This is a genomic window from Acidovorax sp. SRI_002 (assembly GCF_057586455.1).
Window position 1 is genome coordinate 182,617 of record NZ_JBYCZW010000001.1, and the last position, 18,683, is coordinate 201,299.

The window sequence follows — 18,683 nt, forward strand, 5'->3', positions numbered from 1 at the left end:
GTGAATCCATCATTTCATCAGTTTTTGCCCTTCACAAGGCTGTATACCGCCAGCAGCAGCATAGCGCCCACCACCGAAGCGATCCAGCCAGCGGCCTCGCCCTGCTGGTACCAGCCCATGGCCAGGCCCAGGTAGCTGGCCAGAAATGAACCCGCCACCCCGAGCAGTGCGGTCATGATCCACCCCAGCTTGTCATCCCCCGGCTTGAAGGCCCGGGCCAGAAGACCCACCACCAGACCGACCACCAGCGTTCCGATCAATGACACCATATTTGTTTCCCCTTGTGTTGTTACGACGGCGATGCGCTGACTCTAAAGAAGGCGGGAAAGTGGAGGTGTCGGACAACGCGCCCTGTGGGCGTCCCGTCTGGTGGCGCGCCGTCGCCTGTTCTCGCCGTGCATTCGCTCCGCGTGTCGGTGCCGTTGGATGACGCTGCAAGCGGTCGGTAGCGGGTTGTGGGTGCTGTCTGACATCCTGGTGCGGCGGGTGCTTGCCAAGCCAGCGTGCGCTGGGCCCTACATTCAAACGTCTGCACTTTAAGGAAGACTGATGACCCAAATCCCCAAAACCCGTTCTTTCTCCCTGGTGTTGATGGCCGCGCTGGCCCTGGGTGGCGCCGTGGCGCTGCCCACCACTGCGGCCGCACAAAATGGCGATGAGGCTTCGCTGGCGCGCGGTGCGGTCCCGGACACGACCCCTCAGCAACGCTACCAGACCGCCATCCGCGAGGCAGGCGGTGGCCTCAAGGTCAGCCTGGAGGAATGCCGCACCATGGCTGCGGCGGAGCGCAGAAGCTGTGAGTCCCAGGCCCGGGCACGCTATCAGGCCGACATGGCCACTGCCAAAGCCATGCTGCGCGACCCTTCGCTGGGCCCGGTGAATGTGGTGGGAGGCCCGATCCGCAGCACCGAAACGGTGTACGAAATCAAAAAGTAACCGGTGCCGCAGGTAGGCGGTTACTTGGCTTGCCCGGTGTCGCCGTCGGCAGTGCCCGCCACGCGGCGCGCACCATTGAAGCGGCGGGCCCAGTAGGCCACGCCCATGTCTTCCACACGGATCTGGGCGCCGCTGCGGGGAGCATGGATGAACTTGTTATCCCCCACGTAGATGCCCACGTGGCTGAAATTGCGGCGCATGGTGTTGAAGAACACCAGATCACCCGGCTGGAGCTCTTTTTTGTCGATGACCTGGGTGGCGGCAGCTTGCTGATCTGCACGACGGGGCAGCAAAAGGCCCACGGTCTGTTCGTACATGGCACGCACGAAGCCGCTGCAGTCAAAGCCTGTTTCGGCACTGCTGCCACCACGCTTATAGGGCACGCCCAGAAACCCCATGGCGTTGACCACCAGGGAAGATGCCTGGTCGGCCACGGTGTGGGCCCGGTCCGCCACCTTGTGGCTCACGTCTTCCAGCCGCGTCAGCAGGCCTTTGTCCGTGATGAAACGGTCCATATCGTCAGGGTTTGCCGCTTGCGGCGCAGCCTGGGCGGTGGTGGCGCAGGCCAGGAGAAGTATGCAAAGCCATCGGGACATGGGGGCGAAGGGTAACACGCAACGCTTGCTTATCGAAAATAATCACCTTTGCAAGCCGTTGATTTCGTTGAAGTAAATCAAAACCCCGGGTTTCCCCAGGGATCACAAGGCCCTGGAAGCCCCTGCAGGCACACTCCGACGATGCACCTCGGGCGTCGCCCGGGGACGGGGGGGTTCCACCGCTTTTCAGGAGCGCAGCCTTATGAAATTCAAGTCAAAAATGCCTTCAGCGCTTGCTGTAAAAGCGCAAGCAGCTATCTTTTTGGTAGTGGCAGGGGTTTCAGTCAGTGCTGACGCCCAGAACACCACACCGGCGGTGGCGCTCGTGCCCGTGGCCCAGGGCCTGGATCACCCTTGGGCGGTGGCCTTTTTGCCGCAGGGGCAGTTTCTGATCACTGAGCGGCCGGGGCGCATGCGGGTTGTCAGTGCCAGCGGGCAGGTCAGCCCCCCACTGGCCGGGGTGCCTGCTGTGGCAGCAGGCGGGCAGGGCGGCCTGCTGGATGTGGTGACGGACACTGCCTTTGCCCGCAACCGCCGCATCTTCTTTTGTTTTTCCGAGCCCGCAGCGGCGGGCGCGCGCGGCAACAGCACGGCGCTGGCCCGGGCCACGCTGTCCGAGGATGCTCGCAGCCTGCAGGACGTCAAGGTGATCTTCAGCCAGCGGCCCAAGGTCGACAGCAGCCTGCATTTTGGATGCCGCATCGTGCAGGCGGCGGACGGCAACCTGTTCCTGACCCTGGGTGACCGCTACCATCGCAAGGACGATGCCCAAAAGCTCGACAACCACCACGGCAAGATCATCCGCATCACCCCCGAAGGCGCCGTGCCGCCCGACAACCCGTTCGTCAAACAATCTGGCGCCCTGCCCGAGATCTGGAGCTACGGCCACCGCAACCCCCAGGGCGCAACGCTGGGGCCTGACGGCAAGCTGTGGATGCACGAGCACGGCCCGCAGGGTGGCGACGAAATCAACCAACCTCAGCCGGGCCGCAACTACGGTTGGCCGGTGATTACCTATGGCGAAAACTACGGCGGCGGCAAACTGGGCGAAGGCACAGCCAAGGCGGGCATGGAGCAGCCGCTGCACTACTGGGTGCCGTCGATTGCGCCGTCGGGCATGGCTTTTCTGACCAGCGCGCGCTATGGCGCAGCGTGGCAGGGGAGCCTGTTCATCGGTTCGCTCAAATTTGGCACCCTGCACCGCCTGGAGGTGGCGGGCGGCAAGGTACAGCGTGAGGAAAAACTGCTGCAAGGCAATGGCGAACGTATCCGTGATGTCCGCCAGGGGCCGGATGGCTTGCTCTATATGGTGACTGACAGCCCACAAGGGCGGTTGCTGCGGCTGCAGCCGAACTGACAAGCGTGAGAACGGGTGTGAAACCGCCGCAGGAGGCATGGCAGTCTTGACCTAGGTCATGGCGGCTGAAAGATCTACGCTCCAGACGCCGTCGCGCGGGGTGTTCCCAGGGTCTTGGTGGTCACTTTGGAGTTAGGCTGACGCGATGCATTCCGAGCCGTCCTCTTCTTCCTCTCCTGCCTCTGATCCCGCAGAGCCATCCGCTTCGGCCGACGCGCCACTCCGGTCTCAGCTGGCCCTGCGCCGCGTGGCCATCGACACCTGGCGCGAAAACGTCGCCTACCTGCACCGCGACTGCGCCGTGTATCGGGCCGAGGGCTTCCAGGCCCTGTCCAAGATCGAGGTGCGCGCCAATGGCCGCCGTATCCTGGCCACGGTCAACGTGGTGGACGACCCTGCCATCGTGGGTTGCAACGAGCTGGGCCTGTCGGAAGACGCGTTTGCCCAGCTGGGCGTGGACAACGGCCACACCGTGTCGGTCGCCCAGGCCGAGCCTCCCGAATCGATGGGCGCGCTGTTCCGCAAGATCGCCAGCGAGCGCCTCACCCGCGAGGACTTTGGCGCCATCGTGCGCGACATCGCCGACCACCGGTATTCCAAGATCGAACTCACCGCCTTTGTAGTGGCCTGCCACCGCAGCGAGCTGGACCGGGAGGAGGTGTTCTTCCTCACCGATGCCATGGTGGCCAGCGGCCGGCGCCTGGACTGGCACGAACCGCTGGTGGTGGACAAGCACTGCATAGGCGGGATACCGGGCAACCGCACCACCATGCTGGTTGTGCCCATCGTGGCGGCGCACGGCATGTTGTGCCCCAAGACGTCTTCGCGTGCCATCACCTCGCCTGCCGGTACGGCCGACACCATGGAGGTGCTGGCCAAGGTCGAGCTGCCGCTGGAGCAGCTGGCCGACATCGTGCGCGACTACCGGGGCTGCCTTGCCTGGGGCGGCACGGCCAACCTGTCGCCCGCTGACGATGTGCTGATCTCGGTGGAGCGGCCGCTGTCCATCGACTCGGCCGGGCAGATGGTGGCGTCCATCCTGTCCAAAAAGGTGGCGGCCGGTGCCACGCACCTCGTGCTCGACATTCCCATCGGCCCCACGGCCAAGGTGCGCTCCATGCCCGACGCACAGCGTCTGCGCCGCCTGTTTGAATATGTGGCGCGGCGCATGGGCCTGTCGCTCGACGTGGTCATCACCGATGGCCGCCAGCCCGTGGGCAACGGCGTGGGCCCGGTGCTGGAGGCGCGCGACGTGATGCGCGTGCTGCAAAACGACCCGCGCGCGCCCGACGACCTGCGGCAAAAGTCGCTGCGCCTGGCCGGGCGCCTGATTGAATGCGACCCCGACGTGCGCGGCGGTGACGGCTATGCGATTGCGCGCGACATCCTCGACTCTGGCCGGGCGCTGGCGCGCATGAACGCGATCATCGCCGCCCAGGGCAGCACGGGGTTTGACCACAACCACCCGGCGCTGGGCGCACTCACGCTCGACGTGGTGGCGCCCTCCAGCGGCGTGGTCGCTGGCATCGACAACTACCAGATCGCCCGCGTGGCCCGGCTGGCGGGCGCGCCCAAGGTGCCGGGCGCGGGGGTGGACCTGATGCACAAGCTGGGCGACACAGTGGCCGCCGGGGACATGTTGTACCGCGTGCACGCCAGCTACCCGGCCGACCTGGAGTTTGCGCGCCATGCGTGCGAGCGGGACAGCGGCTACCGCCTGGGCACAGCCGACGAAGTGCCGCGTGTGTTCGTGGAGTTTTGACAGTGACTGTTGCCCCCCATCAAGCGTGCCTGCTGTACTTCGCCGACGAAGACGCCTCTGCGCTGCGCCTGGCGCAGGCAGCGGGCATGACTGCCCAGGCCATCGAGCGCCACCGCTTCCCCGATGGTGAACTCAAGCTGCGTTTGCCCGTCAACGCGGCGGGCCGCCTGCCCCGGCGGGTGGTGCTGCTGCGCAGCCTGCACCAGCCCAATGAAAAGCTGGTGGAGCTGCTGCTGACGGCCCGCACCGCGCGCCAGCTTGGCGTGCAGCACCTCACGCTGGTGGCGCCGTATCTCGCCTATATGCGTCAGGACATCGCCTTTCACCCCGGCGAGGCCGTGAGTCAGCAGGTGGTCGGCGGGTTCCTGGCAGGGTTGTTCGATGCCGTGATCACGGTGGACCCGCACCTGCACCGCATCGAGCGGCTGGAGCAGGCCATCCCCGTGCCGCAGGCCGTGGTGCTCAGCGGCGCCGAACCGCTGGCCGACCTGATCGCTGATCGGCGTCCCAATGCACTCCTGGTGGGCCCGGACAGCGAATCCGCCCAGTGGATCGCCCAGGCCGCCGCCCGCCACGGCTTTGACCATGCCGTCTGCACCAAGGTCCGCCATGGCGACCGCGATGTCGCCATCGAACTGCCCCCACTCAACGCACAGGGCCGGGCCGTGGTGCTGCTGGACGACATGGCCAGCACCGGCCGCACGCTGGCGCTGGCCGCGCGGTTGCTGCTGCAGGCGGGTGCCGCCTCGGTGGATGTGGCGGTGACGCACGCACTGTTTGCGGGCGATGCGCTGCAGGTGCTGCATGAAGCCGGGGTGGGGGAGGTGTGGAGCACGGACTGCATCCCGCACCCGAGCAACGCCGTGCCCATGGCCGGGCCGCTGGCCACCGCGCTGCAGTCCGTCCTTCGCACCTGAAAACCCCGGCTCGGGCTGCGACAATGCGCCATTGCCTCCGACGCTGCGCCCGCACAGCGATTCAACGAATACAGAAACGGTCCCACCATGCTGCTTGACGCCACCGAATCCCAACTCGTCCTGGTCGATTACCAGGAGCGCCTGATGCCCGCCATCTTTGAAGGCCCCGCCGTGCTGGCCAACGCACGCCGCCTGGCCGAAATCGCCCGCATGCTCGACGTACCCGTGTGGGGCACCGAGCAAAACCCCTCGCGACTGGGTGCCAACGACCCCGCGCTGCGCGCCTTGTGCCAGAAAACCCTGGCCAAGATGCACTTCAGCGCCGCCGAAGAAGGCCTGGGCGAATGGCTGCGCCCCCCGGCCAAGCCGCAGCAGGGCGGCAACGCGCGCAGCCTGCCCAAGCACCTTCAAAAACCCGCTCAACAGGAGCCCGAGCGCGGCACCATCGTCATTGCCGGGTGCGAAGCCCATGTCTGCCTGCTGCAGACCGCGCTTGATTTGCTGGAGGACGAGTTTGAGGTGTGGGTGGTGACCGACGCTTGCGGCTCGCGCACCGAACGCAACCGCGACGCCGCCTTCGACCGCCTGGCCGGCGCGGGCGCCGAGCTGGTGACCACCGAGATGGTGGCGTTTGAATGGCTGGGCACCTGCGAGCACCCGGCGTTCAAGGATGTGCTGGGCTTGATCAAGTAGCCAGTTTTTGAGTCTTTTTGCCATCTAGCGCTTATCTATCAAGCGCTAGCAGCTATCAAAATAGTAGTATTCGTTAGGCACCGCCGAGGGCGCTGATCGCTCCCATTCGCCCATGTCCCCTGTCTTGATTGGTCTCGTTCTGCTCGTGGTGTTGCTGGTCCTGAATGTCCAGGCCACCCGCCAGATTGTGCGCACCGGTCTGCAAGGTTTTCGCAAAACGATGCTGACGGGCGGTGTGTGGGTGCTGCCGTTCCTGGGCGCCTGGCTGGTGAAGATCCACCTGCAGTCCGCCGCAGTGCCGGCGCCCGGTGAATCTGGTGCAGGGGAGGCCGAGCCAGCCCCTGAGCACCTTGAGGCGCCAGGCGTTGCGAGTTTTGACGTACGGGGGCATCTGCAAAACACACAGAATCTGCCGCAGCTGGATTGGCCCGCGCTGGACGCCTGGGCCCACGGCGCGGGCGATCGTGCACCGGCGGCCGTGGCCGACGCGCTGAACCAGGGCCGACGCGCCTGGCTGCTGCACCTGCGCGATGCGCTGGGCACGCACATGCGTCTGCACGAAGGGGCGGATTGCTTCATCCTGTCGCCGCTGGAACCGTCAGTGGCGCGCGCCACCGCGCGCTATGTGACCACCACACGTCAGCGCATCGACCGGCTGCTGGCGGGCATGGCGCATTTCCCCGTGGCCGAAAAAAGCATCTTGCTCGTGCTGGATGACGAGGACACCTACTACCACTACGTCGCGCAGTTCTACGGATCGGACGGCGAGTTTGCGCGCAGCGGCGGCATGTTCATCCACTTCGGCTGCCCGCATTTTGTGGTCGTGGCAGCCGACCTTGCAGCCATCGAGCCGGTGATTGCCCACGAGATGACGCACAGCGCGCTGGCCCACCTGCACCTGCCCACCTGGCTGGACGAGGGCCTGGCTGTCAACACCGAGCGCCGCCTCAAGGGCGCGCCACCAGCACAGCACACCCCCGCGCAACTGCACCATCTGCACCAACGCTTCTGGACGCCCGAGCGCATGCAGGAGTTCTGGGCGGGCACGTCGTTTCAGCGCACCGACGACGGCAACCTGCTGTCCTATGAGCTGGCGCGCATTCTGGTGGACCACATGGCGCGCGACTGGGCCGCGTTTACCGCTTTTGTGACCACAGCGCAGCGCCGCGATGCCGGGGCACAAGCGGCGGTCGAGGTGTTGTCCGTGGACCTGGGGAGCAGTGTGGGCGCCTTGCTGGACATTGTCGATAACGACGGCTGGGCGCCAGACCCTGCGCGTTGGGGTGGGGCAGCGGCGTGAGGTAGCACTGGTCAGCGGCGGTCATCTAATTGAAGACACCCGAGCGCCCAAAGCCTATGCTTGGGCAGCCCAACAAGGTGGTTTTTTCATGTACCGACGTTTTTATTCTTCGTCTTCCCCTGTTTTTTGGGTCAACTTGCGCCGCGCGGCGCTTGAAGGGGCGAGGCGGTCGTTCTTTACGTCGTGTGCATGGCTATTGGCGACGTTCACGACGTTGGCGGCGCTCAGTGGCTGCAGTGCAGTCCCACAGGCCGCGGATCCCAACTCCGACGCCCCCGAGGCGGCGTTTGCCCCGCGTGGCCCATTCATCGACGCGCCGACATACGACGAAGCGCTGCAGCGCTGGCAGAGCCCAGAAGACATCAACGCCTGGATTGGCGCGCGGTTCCGGTACGACACAGACCGCGCGATGCAGCTGTCTGAAACTCAGCGCCAGGCCAGCGGGCGCATGCCCATCCTGGCGCCTGACGCCTTCTTTGCAGCCCCAAGCGGCGTGTGTGTGGACGTGGCCCGTTTTGCGCTGGAGACACTGCGAACCCTGCAACCCGGCGTGCAGCCGCGCTACCTGATGATCGAGTTCGACCCCGTCTCTGTGCGAGGCAACACGCTGCGCCGACACTGGCTGGTGTCGTTCGAACGGGGCGGGCAGCATTATTTTTTTGCCGATTCCAAACGCCCCGGCCACATCGCCGGGCCGTACGCAAGCGTGCAGGCCTTTGTGGACGAATACGCGCACTACCGCGGGCGGCGCATTGTGGCTTTCAGCGAGCGGGAGTCCTATGAGCGCAGGCTGCGCACCCGGGCGGTTGCTGGACCGGCATCGTGAGATGGGTAGAGGTTTGGGCCGCCTCTGAGTGAGCCAAGGTATGACGCATGGAATGGGCCCAAACCCCGATCATTGCGACACACGGGGCTGTGATTAGAAATAGGAGTCATTTTTGCCTCTAGCGCATATCCACCAGGCGCTGATAGCTATCATTTTTAGAGATACAACGAAGCTGTGGACGGGTGTCCAGTCAGTCCCGGCTCAACCCGTGGGCAATGTGAAGGCTTTGGCCTGCACCGGTTGGCCCGCCGCGATCCAGCCGTCGATGCCACCTTGCAGAAAACGCGCCTTGATGCCTGCGGCACGCAGGCGCAACGCGGTGGAACGGCTGACCTCGTGGCCATAGACGCAGTACACCACCACCTCTTCGTCGGTCGGCAGCTCACCGGCCCAGGCGTCGATGGCCACCGGGTCGCGCCAGGGGGCATCGGGCAGGATGGTGGTGGCGGCGTTGTAAACACCAGCGCGGCGCACATCGATGCGATGGCGTGCCTGCTGCGCGTCTTGTACCGATGCCTCCAAGCCCTCGCTGGCGGCGTGGACCGCGCGCTGGTAGCGCTCGTACACGGCAGCCCAGTCGATATTGGCCATGAAGGCATCGACATACGCGCCCGCTGCAGCGCCGTGGTCGAGGTGGTAGGCATGTTCATACATGTCCAACGCGAGGATGGGCACCCCACCGGCAGCAGCCTGGGTGTGGTCGCTGGCCCACTGGTTGACGAGCGTGCCATCGCGCGGCTGGAACACCAGCAGCACCCATCCCGAGCCGCCGCCCAGTGCCTTGCCCATGGCGACAAACTCTTCACGCCAGCGCTCCGCGCTGCCAAAGCTGGCCGCCAGGGCCAGCAACATGCCGGGGGCAGGGGCGGCGCCACCGCCGCCCAGGCTGCCAAAGTACAGTTCGTGCAGCAGCATCGAATTGCTGGCGATCAGCTCCTCGCGCTTGAGTCCGTTGACGACAAAGCCGGGCGTGGAGGCAAAGTCCAGCCCCGAGAGCTGCGCCCGGATGGCGTTGAGCCGCGCCACCGCACCGCCATAGTTGTTCTGGTGGTGGCTGCGCAGCAGCCTTTCGGACAGGCCGGGCAGCGTGGCCGGGTCAAGGGGAAGGGCTTGGGGGCGTGCTTGCATGGGGATACTCCCGGGAAGTGGATGACAACTGGTTCAGGCCAGCCAGGGTTTGGGGAAGGTCACTGCCAACCCCACGGCCGCGCACAGCCCCAGCAGCGGCATCACCCCCAACTTGAAGCGGAACAGCGCCAGCAGTGCGCCCACGGCGATCACCGCCGACACGGCATCGAACGCCCCGCCAAAACCCTTGGGCCATAGCAGGTGGTAGGCAAAAAACAGCGCCAAGTTCAGGATCACACCCACCACTGCGGCGGTGATGGCCGACAGCGGGGCGGTGAAACCGAGCTTGCCGTGGGTGGCCTCTACCGCCGGGCCGCCCGCGAGGATGAAGATGAACGAGGGCAGAAAGGTCACAAACGTCACCACCGTGGCGGCGGCAGCAGCGCCTGCAAACAGCGCTTCCGGGCCCCACACCTGCTGCAGCCAGCCGCCCACGAAGCCGACGAAGGCCACCACCATGATCAGCGGGCCGGGCGTGGTCTCGCCCAGCGCCAGGCCGTCGATCATCTGCGGGCCGCTGAGCCACTGGTATTGCTCCACCGCGCCCTGGTAGACGTACGGCAGCACGGCATAAGCGCCGCCAAAGGTGACCAGCGCGGCCTTGGTAAAGAACCAGCCCATCTGCGTGAGCGTGCCTTGTACCCCCTGGGTGACGACCAGCGTTGCCATGGCCGCCAGCCACAGCGCCAGCCCGGCCGCCAGCACCTTGGCCAGATGGCTGCGTGAGAAGCGGGCGTGGGGGGGCGTGGGGGTGTCGTCGTCGATCAGTGCTGGGCCGTAGCCCTTGTGGCCGTCGGCATGGCCGCCTCCGAGGGCAAACACGCCAGGCCAGCGTTGTGCGCCAAAGTAGCCTATCAGCCCGGCCGTCAGGACGATGGCAGGGAAGGGCGTATCGAACGCAAAGATGGCTACAAACGATGCGGCAGCGATGCCCCACATCCAGCGGTTCTTGAGAGCCCGCGTGCCAATGCGGTGCGCTGCGTGCAGCACCAGTGCGGTCACGGCGGGTTTGATGCCATAGAAGATGCCCGCCACCACTGGCACATCGCCAAACCGCAGGTACACCCACGACAGCGCGATCAGGATGAACAGCGAAGGCAACACAAACAGCGCCCCGGCCACGATGCCGCCCCAGGTGCGGTGCATGAGCCAGCCGATATAGGTGGCCAGCTGCTGCGCCTCGGGGCCGGGCAGCAGCATGCAGTAGTTGAGGGCGTGCAGAAATCGCTTTTCGCTGATCCAGCGGCGGCGCTCCACCAGCTCGGCATGCATGATCGCAATCTGGCCCGCAGGCCCGCCAAAGCTGATGAAACCGAGCTTGAGCCAGAACAGGAAGGCCTCACCAAAGCTTACGGGGGTGGGGCGGTCCAGGGCGGAGGGGGTGGGCGCAGGGGTAAGGGTGGTCATGGTGCGGCACTGGTCAGCGGAGCCTGGGAGGATGGAAGGGTGGGCGGCACGGCATACAGGGCGTCGAACACCTGCGCGGCGGCTTGGGCGAGGGCATCGTCATCGGCATGCACTTCGCGCAGGCCGGCCAGCACGGCCTCCAGCCCGGCGGCTTCGGGCACGGGCATGCCGCCGGTGTCCAGATAGTGCACGGCGCGGGCCAGGCGCTGCAGGCGGGGGTCGGCTTCGAGTCCGAAGCTGGCAATGAGCACCTCGAAGGTCACCAGGGTACCCACATGGGTGAACCGGGCGCCATCAAAGTCAAAGCCCAGGACATCAGCAGGCGGCGATGCCGGATCGGCCAGCCACACAAAACGCGCACCCGGGTCAACGAATCGGCGGATCAGCCAGGCGCAGGCCAGTCGGTCCACCCAGGGCCGCGCCCGCGTCGCCCAGCGCTGGTTCTGGAACTGGGCGGTGTCAAGGCGCTTGATGCCATGGGCGGGCAGGGCGGCAGGCTCTCCCCGCGAGAAGCAGGCGTCCAGCGCCTGACGCAGGCTGGCCATGTCGGAATCGGCCTGCGCGGCTGCGGCGCCAGGGTAGTAGTCGATGCGGTGCAAGGCCTGCAGGGCGTCGGCAATGCCACGCAGGCGGCGGCGGGCCTCGGTTTCGGTGAGCTGTGCCAGCTCCGCCTGCAAGGCAGTCGCCGTATCGCGCCACAGCATGAAGACCTCCGTGCGGTCGAACAGCGCTTCGATCTCCTGGCGCTGTGCTCTGTCCGGCGCAGTGAGGGTCAGCAGCATGGCCGTGCCGCCGTGTTCTCGCACCTCGGTGGCAATAGGGGCGAGCAGGCCCGCGTGTTCTTCCGGCAGCAGGTAGGCGCCGTCGCGCAGGGCGGCGCAACCCAGTGCCTTGAGATTGCGCCAGATGCGCAGCCGCACGGCGTTGGGCTGCGTCGGCAGCGTCATGATGAGGGTGGACCACACAGCATTGAAGTATATGCATTAAGTAGTGAAATAGTTATTTCCACTTCAAAAATCGTGATCCCCAAAGATTCCTTGCATGCCGGGTGCTTCTGGTCATACAAGGGAGCGGTGCAGACGAAAAGGCATCCGGCACACAGGAACAGCGCCCAATGCAGGGCGGCAGTCGCTTTTGTCCATGAAGATGTGGCGCCGTGTAAGTGGATTCAGGGCCGATGCCAAGCCCTGCGTCAGTTTGCCGCAAGCCCGTTATGAATAATTATGAATTCAAAACCTGCTGTCTTGGCAGGCCGAGAGAGATGCCGAGGAGACCCCCACAATGACCGCTTACGCTGATTTCTACCGCCAGTCCATCGACCACCGCGACGCCTTCTGGAGCGAACAGGCGCAGCTGATCGACTGGAAGACGCAGCCCCTGCAGGTGTGCGACTACAGCAACCCGCCCTTCGCCAAATGGTTTGTGGGCGGCACCACCAACCTGTGCCACAACGCCGTAGACCGGCACCTGGCCACGCGCGCCAGCCAGGCGGCGCTGGTGGCCATTTCGACCGAAACCGACACCGAGCGCAGCTACAGCTTTGCCGAGCTGCATGCCGAGGTGCAGCGCATGGCAGCCGTGCTGCAGAACCTGGGGGTGAAGAAGGGCGACCGCGTGCTCATCTACATGCCCATGATTGCCGAAGCCGCCTTTGCCATGCTGGCCTGCGTGCGCATTGGTGCGCTGCATTCCGTGGTGTTTGGCGGCTTTGCGTCGGGCTCACTGGCTTCGCGCATCGAAGACGCCGAACCCGTGGCTGTGGTCAGCGCCGATGCCGGGTCGCGCGGTGGCAAGGTGGTGCCTTACAAGCCATTGCTGGACGAGGCCATTGCGCTCTCCAAACACAAGCCCGCCGCTGTACTCATGGTCAACCGCGGCTTGGCCCCCATGCACCTGCAGCCGGGCCGCGACCATGAATGGGCGCCGCTGCGCGAGCAGCACCTGAACACCGTGGTGCCGTGCGAATGGGTGGAGTCCACCCACCCCAGCTACACGCTGTACACCAGCGGCACCACGGGCAAACCCAAGGGCGTGCAGCGCGACACCGGTGGCTACACCGTGGCGCTGGCCGCCAGCATGAAGCACATCTTTGATGCCAAAGCGGGTGACACCTACTTTGCGACCAGCGACATCGGCTGGGTGGTGGGTCACAGCTACATCGTCTACGGCCCGCTGATCGCGGGAATGACGACCATCATGTACGAAGGCTTGCCCACGCGACCCGATGCCGGTGTGTGGTGGAGCATTGTCGAAAAGTACCAGGTCACCCACATGTTCTCGGCACCCACGGCGGTGCGGGTGCTCAAGAAGCAGGACGCCAGCTGGCTCAGGAAGTACAACGTCTCCACCCTCAAGGCCCTGTGGCTGGCGGGCGAGCCGCTGGACGAGCCCACGGCCCAGTGGATCAGCGACGCGCTGCAGGTGCCCATCATCGATAACTACTGGCAGACCGAAACAGGCTGGCCCATCCTGACGCTGGCCAATGGCGTGGAGCAGCAGACCACGCGCTTTGGCAGCCCCGGCAAGGCCATGTATGGCTACCACGTCAAGCTGATCGACGAGAGCAACGGCGAAGAGCTGACCGCCCCCAACCAGAAAGGCGTGGTCGCCATCGAGGGCCCGCTGCCCCCTGGCTGCATGCAGACCGTGTGGCGCGACGATGCACGTTTTGTGAACACCTATTGGAAGAGCATTCCCGGTCGGCTGATCTACAGCACCTTCGACTGGGGCATCCGCGACGCCGACGGCTACCACTTCATTCTGGGCCGCACGGACGACGTGATCAACGTGGCAGGCCACCGCCTGGGCACGCGCGAGATCGAGGAGAGCATTGCCTCCCACCCCAACATCGCCGAAGTGGCCGTGGTGGGCGTCGCCGACAGCCTGAAGGGCCAGGTCGCCATGGCATTTGCCGTAGCACGCGATGCGTCGGGCCTCACGGACGATGCCGCGCGCCTCAAGCTCGAAGGCGAGGTGATGAAGCAGGTGGACCACCAGCTCGGCGCGGTGGCCCGGCCGTCGCGTGTGTACTTCGTGACCGTGCTGCCCAAGACCCGCAGCGGCAAACTGCTGCGCCGCGCGCTCCAGGCCGTCGCCGAGCGGCGCGACCCGGGTGACTTGACGACGATGGAAGACCCGGCGGCGCTGCAACAGGTGAAGGACCTGGTGGGGTGACGAGCCTTTTCGACCCGCAGTGGGCTCCGTGCAAAGGCCGCCGTGCTGTTCGCGTGGGGCTTGGCACGCCAGGGCTCAGGAGATCACCAGGGTGAAGTAGCCAAACTCCATGTCGGTCGCTTCGGACACTGCTGTGACGGTGGCGTTGGGATTGGATGTGGTCACGCTGTCAGTCGTGATGCCATTGATGACGGCGTAGACGGAGTAGACATCGCTGATTTCCACCGTGACCTGCACGAATGAGTCAGGCACTACGACGTCTTGCACTGGCACACCTTGGTGCGTGATCTGGAAGGTCACCGGGCCAAGGCTGGTTTTTTCGAATTGCATCTGGTTGGCAACGCTACTGGGTGTTGTCACCACTTCGAATTCGTAGGTTTGCTGGGCGCGCTGCTGCTTCACCTGCGCCAGAAAACGGGTCGCACCACTGACTGCTATCGGTGCGGAGGTATAGGTGTTGCCTTCCAGTATGGTGCTGGCCGTGATCTCGAAAGTTTCGGCCTCCGGGACGGATAGCGTCGCGCCGGGGGCGAGGCCCGGCAGGCGGGCGAGGGCCAGCCCACCCCGGTGAATCACGTACTGGGCGATGTACGAGGTGCTGTTGGTCAAAGTCAAAGCGCTCATGGGACCCCTCCGATAGTAAGAAAAGAACGGAGATTCATTTTTACCGCCTTGGCGGTCGCAACGCCCGGATTTTTTGCCATCGGCGCAGTGCGCTGGCACCGGGCCAGAGCGGGGCGAGACTCCGGCCGGAGCGCAATCACGCAGGCCGGTTTTTCTGCCACCCCACCGGCGGTTGCCACCCTGGCGTCCAGCCGATGAAATCCTGCAGCGGCATGGGCCGGGCGATACAGTAGCCCTGGGCCTGCATGCAGCCCAGCTGCAGCAGCATCTGGCCTTGTTCGATGGTTTCCACGCCTTCGGCAATCACGCGGTAGCCGAAGGAGCGGGCCAGGCCGATGACCCCCTGCACGATGGCCAGGTCGCCGGGGTCGCCCATCATGCCGTGCACAAAACTCTGGTCGATCTTGAGCGTGTCCATGGGCAGGCGGCGCAGGTAGGTCAGCGACGAGTAGCCGGTGCCAAAGTCGTCCAGCGACACCGCCACCCCCAGCGCACGCAGCGCCGTCAGGGTTTGCGCCACGGCGGTCAGGTCGTAGAGGGCGGCGCTTTCGGTGATTTCGATTTCCACCAGGTGGCCGGGTACGCCTGGGTGGCGGGCGATGCACCGGGCCATCCAGTCGGCAAAGTCTGGGTTTTGCAGGTGCTGGGCGGCGATGTTGATGCTCAGCGGCAGGTGCAGTCCGTGTGCCTGCAGTTGCGCCAGCACGGTGAGTGCGGCTTCGACCACCCATTCTCCAAAGTCGATTTCCAGCTCGGTGCCCTCCAGCAGGGGCAAGAACTCGCCCGGCGGCACCAGGCCGCGTTCGGGGTGCTGCCAGCGCGCCAGCGCTTCGGCACCCACCACGGCCCCACTCCTCATGTCCACCTTGGGCTGCAGGTACAGCGTGAACTGCGCGGCGGCCAGGGCCTCGCGCAAGTGGCGGCCCTGTTCGCGCTGCAGTTGCAGGGCGCGTTCCTGCGCAGCGTCGAACTGGTGGAACCGGTTGCGCCCGGCCTGCTTGGCGGCGTACATGGCCTGGTCGGCGTGGCGCAGCAGGGCGTCGGCGTCGGCGTCATCCTGCGGGAACACGGTGTAGCCGATGCTGGCAGTGACCACCACACGCTCGGTGTCGAGTGTGTAGGGCGCTGAGATGTTGTCCATCACCCGGTGCAGCATGCGCTCGCAGTCGCCCACGGATTCAAGGTCGGGCATGAGGATCACGAACTCGTCGCCGCCCAGGCGCGCCACCGTGTCCAACGGGCGCAGCGCGCGTGTAAGGCGGCCACCCACCACCACCAGCAGGCGGTCGCCCGCGCCGTGGCCCAGGCGGTCGTTGACGGGCTTGAAGCCGTCCAGGTCCAGGTAGGCCACACCCAGTTGCCGACCGTTCTGGCGCGCCTGGTCCATGCACTCCTGCAGCTTGCGGGCCAGCAGCACGCGGTTGGGAAGGCCCGTGAGGGCGTCAAACAGGGCCAGCCGCTGCAGCAGAACCTCTTGCTCGCGCTGGGGCGTGACGTCAATGGCCACGCCCAGCATGCGTGCGGGGCGGCCCGCTGCATCGAAGCCCACGATCTTGCCCAGGTTGCGCAGCCAGCGGGCGGGGTCGCCCTGCTGGTTCACACGCCAGGTGGCGTCGAACGGGGTGCCGGGGTGGGTGGTGTGGCGGGCCAGTTCGCTGGTGATGCGGTCGATGTCGTCGGGGGCAATGCCGGCGGTCCACTGCGTGGAGGCCAGTGGGGTGTGGGGCGTGTCCAGGCCTCGCATGGCGTGCCAGCGGCTGTCGCCGGTGACGGTGCCTGTGTGCAAATTCCAGTCCCACAGGCCCAACGATGCCGCCGAGATGGTGAGCGAGAGCAGTTCCTCGCGTTCCCGCACCTGCTCTTCGTTGCGTTTGCGGTCGGTGATGTCGTGCACCGAGAACAGCCAGCACGGCTCGCCATCGAATTCGGTGGCGCGCATGGACTGCAGCACGGTGCGGGGTGGGCCGCCACGCACATTCAGGTTGACCTCGTAGCTGCTCAGGTGGCCCGAGCGCTCCACCTCCGCAATCAGCTTTTCGCGGTCGTGCGCGGTGAAGATGCCCAGCTCGACCGCAGTACGGCCGATGGCCTCCTCGCGCGGGATGCCCAGCATGTCCACCCAGGCGGGGTTGATGTCCACATAGCGTCCGTCGCGGCGGTGCGACAGGCCCATGGGGTAGGGCATGAGCTGAAAGATGCGCGAGAAACGCTCTTCGGACTGGCGCAGGCGCTGCTCGGCGCGCTTGGCCTCGTCGATGTCCTGCATCACGCCGCGTACGCGGGTCACGCGCCCGTTTTCGATCACCGGCTCGCCCATGGCGCGCACCCACACCAGCCGACCGTCGGTGTGCAGCACCTCGATCTCCATACTCCACTCGCGGCGCTCCAGAATGCTCAAGCGGAAGTTGGCGCGCAGCGTTTCGCGGTAGGCGGGCGCCACATGGCGGTCGATGTAGTCGTGGGGCAGCGGCGAACCGGGGGGCAGGCCGTGGATGTCAAAACACACGTCTGACCAGTAGACCAGGCCCTTGCCGCGCTCGTCCTCCCAGGCACCCAGCCGGGCCAGGCGGCCGGCCTGCTGCAGCAGGCCGTTGAGGGCCCGCAGCTCGTCACTGGCGCGGTGGGCTTCGGTCATGTCATGGAAAACGAACACAAAACAGTTTTCGCCATCCACAAGCACGGAGCGTGCCGACATCAGTCCCGGGATGCGTCCGCCCTCGCGCTGCGCAACCAGCGGCAGGCGGTCCACCTTGCCGTCGCGGCGGAAGGTCTCCACCAGCCGCTTGCGTTCCTGTTCAGAGGCCCAGATGTTCAGCTCGGTCGATGTGCGGCCGATCACCTCCTCGCGCGGGCGCCCCAGCACCTCGCAGAATGCGGGGTTCACGTCGATGTAGCGGCCGTCCGAGATGCGCGAGATGCCTGCGGGGTCGGGCAGCGTCTGGTAGAAGGTCGTGTACTTGGCCTCGGACGAGCGCAGCGCATCTTCGGCCGCGCGGTGGGCGGTGATGTCCACGTCCATGCCGATGAGGCTGGTCGGCCGGTTCTGGGCGTCGCGCGTGGCCACCGTGCCGCGCGACATGAGCCAGTGCCAGCGGCCCTCGGTGTCCATCACCCTGAATTCGGCTTCGTAGCTGTCTTCCAGCCCGTCCATGGCCCGCGCCAGCCTGGCCGCATTGCGCTCGGCATCCTGCGGGTGGCGCCGGGCATACCAGCGCTGCCACAGGTCTGGCGCCTCCAGATCGGCGGCGGTGATGCCGAAGGTGTCGTAGAAGCTGCCGTGGCAGCGGAACTGGCGCTGCACCACATCCCACTCCCAGTGCCCGCCACCCATGGAGTCGAGCACCAGGCGCAGCCTGCGCTCTTGTTGTGCAAGGGCTTGCTGGATGTCGCTGCGTGAAAGCTCGGAGCGTGCTCCGTTGGCCAGCAGCAACCGGCCCACGCCCAGCATCAGCACCCCGGCGCCGTGGTGCCATGGCAGGCTTCGCGCCATGTCGGATGCGCCGTCGGTGGCCCACAGGCTGCCAGACACGGCCAGGGGCAGGGTCAGCGTCAGGCCGATCAGTGCAGCCCATTTGGGCACCTGCAGGCGTGCCCCCACATGGCGCCACAACAACCCCGTGGCCACCGACACGCCCAGCACGGCAACGGCTGGCACCGCATCGGACACATCAGTACCCACCGCCGCCACCAGGGCCATGAGCGCCGCAATGATGGCCGCCGGAAACCTGAAAAAGAGCGCCAGAAACGCCGCCACCGTGGGGTAGGCCACCACCCGCAGCTCAGGGGCGTTCCAGCGCAGCGCCTCAAAAGAAATCCAGGAAACGAGGCCGCCTGCCAACCCCAGCAGCAGCAAGGTGCGGCGCGACGGGTGCAAGGACTCGCGCGGCGGCAGCCAGGCAAGCACCAGCAGCAGCGACATCAGCGCTGTGGCGGCCAAAAGGGTGTTGTTACCCATGGAAAACC

General features: G+C 65.9%; 15 protein-coding genes. 8 read left to right on the forward strand and 7 right to left on the reverse strand.

Annotated features, from left to right (window positions below; all coding sequences use genetic code 11):
* Nucleotides 1-17 precede the first annotated feature (17 nt).
* On the reverse strand, nucleotides 18-269 hold the full coding sequence (locus AC2YJX_RS00810) for a GlsB/YeaQ/YmgE family stress response membrane protein (RefSeq protein WP_055395928.1): 252 nt from the start codon (nucleotides 267-269) through the stop codon (nucleotides 18-20).
* 280 nt (nucleotides 270-549) lie between these two features.
* Here AC2YJX_RS00810 and AC2YJX_RS00815 point away from each other — a divergent pair, with 280 nt between their 5' ends.
* Nucleotides 550-936 (forward strand): hypothetical protein, encoded by a 387-nt coding sequence (locus AC2YJX_RS00815; protein ID WP_055395930.1) that lies wholly within the window; start codon nucleotides 550-552, stop codon nucleotides 934-936.
* Nucleotides 937-956: 20 nt separating this feature from the next.
* On the opposite strand, the gene AC2YJX_RS00820 is transcribed toward AC2YJX_RS00815, so the two are convergent.
* Entirely contained in the window at nucleotides 957-1,532 is a 576-nt protein-coding gene (locus AC2YJX_RS00820; RefSeq protein ID WP_487254964.1) for a C40 family peptidase, read from the reverse strand.
* A 220-nt stretch (nucleotides 1,533-1,752) separates the two neighbouring features.
* On the opposite strand from AC2YJX_RS00820, the gene AC2YJX_RS00825 reads away from it, so the two are divergent.
* The 6 genes from AC2YJX_RS00825 (at nucleotide 1,753) to AC2YJX_RS00850 (ending at nucleotide 8,387) form a co-directional block, all read left to right on the forward strand.
* Entirely contained in the window at nucleotides 1,753-2,889 is a 1,137-nt protein-coding gene (locus AC2YJX_RS00825; protein WP_487255404.1) for a PQQ-dependent sugar dehydrogenase, read from the forward strand.
* A gap of 145 nt (nucleotides 2,890-3,034) precedes the next feature.
* On the forward strand, nucleotides 3,035-4,651 hold the full coding sequence (locus tag AC2YJX_RS00830) for a thymidine phosphorylase family protein (RefSeq protein ID WP_487254965.1): 1,617 nt from the start codon (nucleotides 3,035-3,037) through the stop codon (nucleotides 4,649-4,651).
* 2 nt (nucleotides 4,652-4,653) lie between these two features.
* Nucleotides 4,654-5,568 carry a ribose-phosphate diphosphokinase gene (locus AC2YJX_RS00835; RefSeq protein WP_487254966.1) on the forward strand — a complete coding sequence of 305 codons (915 nt, stop codon included), beginning with the start codon at nucleotides 4,654-4,656 and terminating at the stop codon, nucleotides 5,566-5,568.
* 87 nt (nucleotides 5,569-5,655) lie between these two features.
* Nucleotides 5,656-6,261, forward strand: a complete 606-nt coding sequence (locus tag AC2YJX_RS00840) for an isochorismatase family protein (protein ID WP_055396123.1) — start codon at nucleotides 5,656-5,658, stop codon at nucleotides 6,259-6,261.
* Nucleotides 6,262-6,373: 112 nt separating this feature from the next.
* The gene (locus AC2YJX_RS00845; protein ID WP_487254967.1) at nucleotides 6,374-7,561 is read left to right on the forward strand and encodes a hypothetical protein; all 1,188 of its coding nucleotides are present in this window, start codon (nucleotides 6,374-6,376) and stop codon (nucleotides 7,559-7,561) included.
* A gap of 196 nt (nucleotides 7,562-7,757) precedes the next feature.
* Nucleotides 7,758-8,387, forward strand: a complete 630-nt coding sequence (locus tag AC2YJX_RS00850; RefSeq protein WP_487254968.1) for a hypothetical protein — start codon at nucleotides 7,758-7,760, stop codon at nucleotides 8,385-8,387.
* A 201-nt stretch (nucleotides 8,388-8,588) separates the two neighbouring features.
* Here AC2YJX_RS00850 and AC2YJX_RS00855 read toward each other — a convergent pair whose 3' ends face one another.
* From AC2YJX_RS00855 to AC2YJX_RS00865, 3 genes are read right to left on the reverse strand one after another with little or no spacing between them, the layout of a single operon-like run.
* A complete protein-coding gene (locus AC2YJX_RS00855; RefSeq protein ID WP_487254969.1) occupies nucleotides 8,589-9,515 on the reverse strand; it encodes a Fe-Mn family superoxide dismutase in 927 nt (308 codons plus the stop codon).
* A gap of 33 nt (nucleotides 9,516-9,548) precedes the next feature.
* Nucleotides 9,549-10,922, reverse strand: coding sequence for a chromate efflux transporter (gene chrA, locus AC2YJX_RS00860; protein ID WP_487254970.1), 1,374 nt, complete (start codon nucleotides 10,920-10,922; stop codon nucleotides 9,549-9,551).
* A complete protein-coding gene (locus AC2YJX_RS00865; protein ID WP_487254971.1) occupies nucleotides 10,919-11,869 on the reverse strand; it encodes a chromate resistance protein ChrB domain-containing protein in 951 nt (316 codons plus the stop codon). Before AC2YJX_RS00865 ends, chrA begins: the two co-directional genes overlap by 4 nt.
* A gap of 292 nt (nucleotides 11,870-12,161) precedes the next feature.
* On the opposite strand from AC2YJX_RS00865, the gene AC2YJX_RS00870 reads away from it, so the two are divergent.
* Complete coding sequence (locus tag AC2YJX_RS00870; RefSeq protein WP_487255405.1) at nucleotides 12,162-14,096, forward strand: propionate--CoA ligase; 1,935 nt, start codon at nucleotides 12,162-12,164, stop codon at nucleotides 14,094-14,096.
* Between the two features lie 75 nt (nucleotides 14,097-14,171).
* Here the strand turns inward: AC2YJX_RS00870 and AC2YJX_RS00875 are convergent, their stop codons facing one another.
* A complete protein-coding gene (locus tag AC2YJX_RS00875) occupies nucleotides 14,172-14,720 on the reverse strand; it encodes a hypothetical protein (RefSeq protein WP_055401930.1) in 549 nt (182 codons plus the stop codon).
* Between the two features lie 136 nt (nucleotides 14,721-14,856).
* The gene (locus AC2YJX_RS00880) at nucleotides 14,857-18,675 is read right to left on the reverse strand and encodes a sensor domain-containing protein (protein WP_228895315.1); all 3,819 of its coding nucleotides are present in this window, start codon (nucleotides 18,673-18,675) and stop codon (nucleotides 14,857-14,859) included.
* Between the last annotated feature and the right edge of the window lie 8 nt (nucleotides 18,676-18,683).